Raw genomic sequence first — 7511 nt, 5'->3', positions numbered from 1 at the left:
CCGACAGCTTGCCCAGGTTGTGGTCGCTGACCTCCATCATCGCGTTGAGGTCCTGCACCATCAGCCGGAAATCGTGCTGGAAGTGCGCCGCATCGCCGCGGGCGCTGAAGTCGCCGGCGGCGGCGGCCGCGGCCAGGCGCTTGATCTCGGTATTGATCGCCAGCAGGCTGGTCTTGGCCGCGTCCATCGATTCGTGCAGCACCGCGCGGCTGCCGGGCAGGCGCCGCGCATCGCGGCGCAGGTCGCCGTTGGCGTATTCGTTGAGCACGCCGATGGCATCGACGATGGCGTCCAGATGCTCGAACATCATGGTGTTGATGCCCTTGCTCAGCTCGCCGTAGACGCCAGGGAAGTCCTGCGGCATGCGGTGGGACACGTCCTTGTCGGCGTGCAGTTCGATCATCAGCGCGGTTTCGCTGGAGAAGCGCTGCAACTGGCTCTGCATGCGGTCCATGGCCAGCAGCAGGCGGCCGGGTTCGTCGCGTGCCTCGGTGGCCACGTGGTTGTCCAGGCGTCCATCGGCAATGGCTTCGGCGGCGCGGGTGGCCTGGCTCAGCGGTCCGGTCAGGCTGCGGGTGATGGTCCAGGCCAGCAGGCCGCTGACGATCAGCACGGCCAGGCCGCCGCCGAGCAGCATGTTGCGGCCATTGGTCATCGCCTCGGTGGCCGTGGCATAGGCCTTCTTCATCTGCGCGTCCTGGATATCGGCGTTTTCCCGGATCTTGGCCTGCCAGGCGGCCGTGGCCGGTCGCGCCTTCTCGTTCAATACGGCCTGCGCTTCGTCGTTGCGATTGGCCGCGCCGAGCGCAATCACCTGATCGTTGAGCTTGCTTGCGACCGCCCTTTGCGCATCGATCTCCGCACGCAGCGTGCGGATGCGTTCGCTGGTTGAAGGGAACGCATCGAGTTGCCTGCGCATCTCTATGTAGTGCGCGCGATGTTGCTTGATTTCTGCCAGTGCTTCCCGGTTGAGCTGTTCGTTGCTCACCATTGCCAAGGTGCCGAGCGCGACCAGGATGTTGGCGTTGTCGTCGAGCATGCCGTTGCTGATGCGGATCTTCTCGACGTTGATCTTGACGATGCGGTCCAGCTCGTTCCGCGCCCGCGACATGGACAGCAGGCCGGCCGCGACCAGCAGGCAGGACAGCAGGATCAATAGGCCGAATGCGCCGCCGAGGCGGCGGCCCACGTTGTAGCGTTGCAAGAGCGACGTCATGTTGGAACCCCCTGAAAATGGACGAGTCACTGCGTGGTCGGTAGCAGGGAAAACCGGTCGTAATGCTGGTTTCATCTGTGATGAAGTGCGTAAAACAGGCGAGAGGCATGCGAAAACATGCGCTCAAGCCACGCCAACACGACACACGACCCGTTTTCCCCGTTGCTGCGGCACGGCTTCAGCGACCGGCAGCTCCTCCGATCGCTCCCCTGAAGCGCCGGTTCCACCTCCCCAGGTGTGACCGGCACGCACATGTAGACAAAAACTGTGCGCTCAATGGGCTATCGGCAATCGCGGCGGGTTCTTTAGGGCCGCGTTGCGGTGTTTGCAGCTCGGATGGGGCACCTGCGTGCGGCGCGCGTCGCCCTGTCTCTGGCGGCCATGTACGCACAGACGCCGATCTGCAGCGCGCACCGCAAACAAAAAGCCCCGGCATCGCTGCCGGGGCTCGTGTGTGGCGTTGCGCGGGAGGGCGGGGCGGTCAGGCCGCCTGCTGCACCCGCAGCGAGCGGACCAGGCCACCGATGTCCACGATCAGGGCGACGCGGCCGTCGCCGAGGATGGTGGCACCGGAGATGCCGCTGATGCGCCGGTAGTTGTTCTCGATGTTCTTGACCACCACCTGCTGCTGGCCGATCAGTTCGTCCACTTCCAGCGCCAGCTTCTGTCCGTCGGCCTCGACCACCACCACCAGCGGTTCTTCGCTCTGCTCGATGCGGCCGAAGCCGTAGGAGTCGCTGAGCGAGAGGATCGGCAGGTATTCGCCACGGACCCGCAGCACGCGGCCTTCGCCGGCCATGGTGCGGATGTCGTCGGCCTTGGGCTGCAGCGCCTCGATGACGTAGGCCAGCGGCAGGATCAGGGTCTCGCCCGACACCGCCACGGTCATGCCGTCGAGGATCGCCAGGGTCAGCGGCAGGCGGATCAGCACGCGGGTGCCGCGGCCGGATTCGCTTTCCAGTTGCACTTCGCCGCCCAGGCCCTGGATGTTGCGGCGGACCACGTCCATGCCGACGCCACGGCCGGACAGGTCGGTGACCGCGTCGGCGGTGGAGAAGCCCGGGGCGAAGATCAGGTCCCAGACCTGCGCATCGCTCGGGTTGTCCGGCACCGCGATGCCGCGTTCGGCGGCCTTGGCCAGGATGCGGTTGCGGTTGAGGCCGGCGCCGTCGTCGCTGACTTCGATGACGATGTGGCCGCCCTGGTGCGAGGCCGCCAGGGTGATGGTGCCGGTCTCGTCCTTGCCGGCGGCGCGGCGCGCCTCCGGCAGTTCCAGGCCGTGGTCGATCGAGTTGCGCACCAGGTGCACCAGCGGATCGGCGATCTTCTCGATCAGGCCCTTGTCCAGCTCGGTGCCCTCGCCGATCGTGCGCAGGCGCACCTGCTTGCCGAGGCGGGTGGAGAGGTCGCGGACCAGGCGCGGGAAGCGGCGGAACACCGCGTCCACCGGCAGCATGCGCACGCCGATCACCGCTTCCTGCAGGTCGCGGGTGTTGCGTTCGAGCAGGTCCAGACCGGCGAACAGGCGCTCGGCCACGGCCTGGTCCAGGCCGGTGGAGACCTGCTTGAGCATGGCCTGGGTGATGACCAGTTCGCCGACCAGGTTGATCAGCGCGTCGACCTTGTCGACGCTGACGCGGATCGAGCTTTCCGCTTCGTGCGCGGCCGCGGCGTTGCCGGCCGGCGCATTCGCGGCCACGGCGGCGGCCGGGGCGGCGGTGGCGGCGGTCGGCGGCGCGGTCAGCACCGGCGCCGGCGCGGTGGCCAGGCTCGGCGGCGGCACCGGGCGGATCTCCAGCTCGCAGTCGTCGATGACCCAGGCGAAGGTGTCTTCGATCGCGCTGCGCGGGATCTTGCCGACCAGGCCCAGGTCCCAGGCCAGGTAGGCCTCGAGCGGATCGAGTTCGGCGAAGCCGGGCAGACGCGTGCTGCGGCAGGCGACCTGCAGCGGACCGAGGTGTTCGAGTTCGCGGATGATGCGCAGCGGGTCGTTGCCGCTCATGAACAGCGACGGCGCCGGAGTGAAGCCGATCTGCCAGGCTTCCGGCTCGGCCGGCTGGTTCGCCGCCGGGGTGGCGACGGTGGGCGCGGCCGGGCCGCCGTTCAACGCGTGCTGCAGGCGCTCGTGCACGGCCTTGACCGCGGCCGGATCGGCCGGGACGCCGTGTTCGGCTTCGCGCAGCAGGGCGCGCAGCACGTCCACCGAGCCGAGGATGGCGTCGATCGCGTGCGCTTCGACTTCGCGCTTGCCGGCGCGCAGTTCGTCGAGCAGCGTCTCCAGCACGTGGGTGAGGCCGGCCATCGCCTCGAAACCGAAGGTGGCGGCGCCGCCCTTGATCGAGTGCGCGGCGCGGAACACCGAGTTGATGGTCTCGGGGTCGCGATTGCCTTCTTCCAGCGACAGCAATCCGGCTTCCATCGCGTCCAGCCCTTCGCGGCTTTCCTCGAAGAAGGTGGCGTGGAAACGTTGCAGGTCCATGCTCATGGGGCGGGAATCCGGAAAAGGAGGGGAGGGATCAGCCCAGGACTTTCTGGACGGTGGCGATCAGCTGTTCGGGATTGAACGGCTTGACCAGCCAGCCGGTCGCACCGGCCGCCTTGCCCTCGGACTTTTTCTCCGCCGCCGACTCGGTGGTCAGCATCAGCATCGGGGTGAACTTGTAGTCCGGCAGCTGCCGCAGTTCGCGGATCAGGGTGATGCCGTCCATGTTCGGCATGTTGACGTCGGTGACCACCGCGTTGAAGCGCTGGCCCTTGGCGCGGCCCAGCGCGACCGCGCCGTCTTCGGCTTCTTCGACGGCAAAGCCGGCCGAGGTGAGGGCGAAGGAGACCATCTGGCGCATCGACGCCGAATCGTCCACTACCAAGATACGTGCGCTCATGCCGCGTTCTCCACAGATTTCAGATTGTCAGGGGTTGCAGGAAGGCCCAGCGATTCGCTGACCCCTAGCAGGCGTGCCGCGTCGCGAAAGGTGGCGTTGCAGGCCTCGAATTCGGTGCGCTTGCCGTCCTTGCGACGGGCATCGACGAATGCGCACAGCACCTGTACGGATGCGGTATGGATGCGGCGGACTTCGCCGGCGTCCAGCCGCAGCACGTCGTCCGACGCAAGGAACGCGGTCAGGCGTTGTTTCAGGTCGGCGCTGGTCTCGATACCGAGATCTTCGCCAAGTGGGACTGTGCTCATCATTGCTCCGCACCAATGGTTCTATGGCAGATAACGGCCGTGGCCTGAAAAGCTTTAGCGGCGGTTGGAAAGTGCGGCACCGTTCCCAGTTGCCGCCCGCCGGCCCGGGTCAGTGCAGCAGTTGCTCGGCGTCGAGCAGGATCATCGGCTGCTGCGCCAGCCGCGCCACGCCGCGGAACAGATGGTTGGAAATGCGGCAGATGCGGGCGTTGTCCGGCGGCTCGATCTGCTGGTCGCTGAGGCTGGCCACGTCTTCCACCGCGGACACGCGCAGGCCCAGGGTCTCGCCGTTCTCTTCCAGCACCACCACCCGGGTCTGCATGTCCATCTCGATCGGCGCTGCGCCCAGGTGCACGCCGAGGTCGAGCACAGGCACCACCTGGCCGCGCAGGTTCATGATGCCGAGCATGGCCGGCGGCGTGCCGCGCAGGGCCAGCAGCGGCACCGGCAGCACCACTTCCTGCACCTTCAGCAGTTCCAGGGCGTAGGCCTGCTCGCCGCAGCGCAGGCGCAGCCAGCGGGTGCGGCGCTCGGCCAGGCGTTCGGGGGCGATGGCCGAGCCATGCGGCACGCTTGGCGCCATGAAGGCCTGCAGGTTCGGCGGCAGCTTCGCGCCGGCGGCCTGGGCGCGGCTGGCTTCGGCGCGGCGTTCCGGCGGCACCGCCATCGGCGGACGCTTGACCGCGCGCGCGGCGGCGGCATCGTCTTCGGCGGCCAGATCGCGCGGCACGGCGGCACGCTGCCGCTCCATCGCCGCGACCGCGTCCAGGTCGGCCTGGCGCTCGGCCTGCTGGGCCGGCGTGAGCGCGGCGGGCGCCGGTGCTGCTTGCGACATGATGCCGGCCAGGGCCGGATCGGAGTCGGCTTCGGCCAGGACCGCGGCAGCGATCTGCTCGGGCGTCGGGCCGGCCGGGGCAGGCGCCAGCGCCTGCTGCGACATGATGCCGGCCAGGGCCGGATCGGAATCGGCTTCGGCCAGGACCGCGGCGGCGATTTCTTCGGGCGTCGGACCGGCGGGCGCGGGCGCGAGCGCCTGCTGCGACATGATGCCGGCCAGGGCCGGATCGGAATCGGCTTCGGCCAGGACCGCGGCGGCGATCTGTTCGGGGGGCGGGCCGGCCGGTGCGGGCGCGAGCGCCTGCTGCGACATGATGCCGGCCAGGGCCGGATCGGAGTCGGCTTCGGCCAGGACCGCGGCAGCGATCTGCTCCGGGGTCGGTCCGGCCGCGGCCGGGGCGGGCGCCGTCGTCGCGGCGTCCGCTTGCACGTCGGCGACCGCGACCGGCGCTGGGCTCGGCGGCACGGCCTTCTGTTCCTCGGCGATCACGTCGTGGAGCAGGCCTTCCAGATAATCGTCGATGACCCCGGGGGTGCTCATGCGGCTTGCTCCATCGGCGTGGCGTCGCTGGCGATCAGCCATTCCAGCGCGCGGCGGTAGGCGGCCAGGCCGCGACCCGGGTAGTCGCCCGGCACGCCGGCCACCGTCAGCGCCTTGACGTTGCAGATCTTGGTGTCGACCGGGATGGCGTCTTCCCACACCCGCTCGCCGTAGCTGTCCTGCATCTGCCGCAAGGTCTCGTTGCCGGCGCGGGTGCGCTTGTCGAACAGGGTCGGCAGGATCGACGCGGGCAGCGGCCGGCGCCGCGAGCGCTCGACCATGTCCACGGTGCGGACCATGCTGGCCAGGCCGTGCAGGGCCAGCGGCTCGGCCTGGGTCGGGATGATCACGCGATCGGCTGCCGCCAGCGCGTTGATCATCAGCAGGCCCAGGGTCGGCGGGCAGTCGAGCAGGATGTAGTCGTGCTGGCCGGCGTGGCGGGCCATGGCCTGCTGCAGCGCCAGGCCCAGGCCGGGCTGGTTGGCGCTGCGCCGTTCCAGTGTGGCCAGCGCGGTCTGCCCGCAGACGAAGCTCAGACGCTCGACCGCGGTGTCGCGGGCCAGCGCGGCGAGTTCGCCCGGCGGGGTCGCGAACAGGTCGAGCACGCCCGGCGGCTGCGGTTCCTGCGGCACGTCGAAGGCCCGGGTCAGCGAGGCGTGCGGATCGAGATCGAGCATCAGCACGCGGTGCCCGAGCATGGCCAGCCCACGGCCCAGGGCCAGTGTGGTGGTGGTCTTGCCCACGCCACCTTTCTGGTTGGCGATCGCCCAGATGCGCATCAGTTGACTCCTTCAATGGCAGGTACTGCGCGGGGGCCGCCGGCGTTGCCGGGGGCCGCCGCGGCGGGGGGTGTCGGGGTGGCCGGCGCGGCGCCGGCGCTCAAACGATCGGAGGCCGACGGCGTCGCATCGCCGCTGTCGCCGGAGTCGGCCAGGATCACCAACACCACGCGGCGGTTGGCGTTGCGGCCGGCCGGCGTGTCGTTGCTGGCGCGCGGGCGGAACTGGCCGTAGCCGATCATCGACAGCCGCGAGGGCTGCAGGCCCTGGTCGGCGAACAGGTGGACCACGCTGGCCGCGCGCGCCGCCGACAGTTCCCAGTTCGAGGGGAACTGCGCGGTGGCGATCGGGGTGTTGTCGGTGTAGCCCTCCACGCGCACCCCGTTGGGCACGCCGGACAGCACCTGCGCCAGTTCGGACAGGGTGGCGCGCGCGCTCTGGTCGAGCGCGGCCGAGCCGGAGCCGAACAGGATGTCGCTGTTGATCTCCACTTCGATCCACAGCCCGGCGCGGCGCACGGTGATCAGCTTCTTCTGGATCAGCGGCGCCAGCGCGGCGCCGAGGCGATCGGCGATGCTGTCGAGCTGGCGCTGCGCGCGTCGCAGCTGCTGCGCGTCGCGCAGGTCGTCGCCGCGCTGCGCGTTGCCCGAGGGCAGGCGGTTGGGATCGGGCAGGGTCAGCGCCGGGCTGGACTTGATCGGGGTCGGCCGCTCGCCGCCCTGGCCCTGCAGCGCGTGGTCGCCGACCTGCACCGGACGCAGGGTCGTCGGGGTGCCGCCGAACGCGGCGCTCATCGCGTCGGCCATGACCCGGTACTTGGCTTCGTTGATCGTGGACAGCGCGTACATCACCACGAAGAAGGCGAGCAGCAACGTCATCAGGTCGGCATAGGGGATGGCCCATGCCTCGTGGTTGGCGTGCTCGTCGTGGGAGTGCTTGCGGGCCATTGGC

At 69.6% G+C, this 7511-nt stretch carries 7 protein-coding genes; all 7 read right to left on the bottom strand.

What is annotated here, in order from left to right; translation table 11 throughout:
- Positions 1–1216: MCP four helix bundle domain-containing protein (locus tag ACHWVH_RS02055; protein ID WP_394686563.1), on the bottom strand; the 1216-nt coding region annotated here is incomplete at its 3' end.
- Between the two features lie 481 nt (positions 1217–1697).
- Complete coding sequence (locus ACHWVH_RS02050) at positions 1698–3701, bottom strand: chemotaxis protein CheA (protein ID WP_148827701.1); 2004 nt, start codon at positions 3699–3701, stop codon at positions 1698–1700.
- A gap of 31 nt (positions 3702–3732) precedes the next feature.
- A complete protein-coding gene (locus ACHWVH_RS02045) occupies positions 3733–4098 on the bottom strand; it encodes a response regulator (RefSeq protein WP_010341778.1) in 366 nt (121 codons plus the stop codon).
- The gene (locus tag ACHWVH_RS02040) at positions 4095–4403 is read right to left on the bottom strand and encodes a lipid asymmetry maintenance protein MlaB (RefSeq protein ID WP_010341777.1); all 309 of its coding nucleotides are present in this window, start codon (positions 4401–4403) and stop codon (positions 4095–4097) included. Before ACHWVH_RS02040 ends, ACHWVH_RS02045 begins: the two co-directional genes overlap by 4 nt.
- Positions 4404–4512: 109 nt before the next feature.
- Positions 4513–5781: a chemotaxis protein CheW gene (locus tag ACHWVH_RS02035; protein WP_394686562.1), complete on the bottom strand. Its 1269-nt coding sequence runs from the start codon at positions 5779–5781 to the stop codon at positions 4513–4515.
- Positions 5778–6560, bottom strand: a complete 783-nt coding sequence (locus ACHWVH_RS02030; protein WP_017910758.1) for a ParA family protein — start codon at positions 6558–6560, stop codon at positions 5778–5780. Before ACHWVH_RS02030 ends, ACHWVH_RS02035 begins: the two co-directional genes overlap by 4 nt.
- Positions 6560–7507, bottom strand: coding sequence for a flagellar motor protein MotD (gene motD, locus ACHWVH_RS02025; RefSeq protein WP_017917636.1), 948 nt, complete (start codon positions 7505–7507; stop codon positions 6560–6562). The genes ACHWVH_RS02030 and motD overlap by 1 nt, the downstream gene beginning before the upstream one ends.
- Between the last annotated feature and the right edge of the window lie 4 nt (positions 7508–7511).

This window comes from uncultured Xanthomonas sp. (assembly GCF_964278005.1).
GTDB lineage: Bacteria > Pseudomonadota > Gammaproteobacteria > Xanthomonadales > Xanthomonadaceae > Xanthomonas_A > Xanthomonas_A sontii.
The sequence above is the reverse complement of the archived record's forward strand: the minus strand, read 5'-3'. Positions and strand labels throughout refer to the sequence as shown.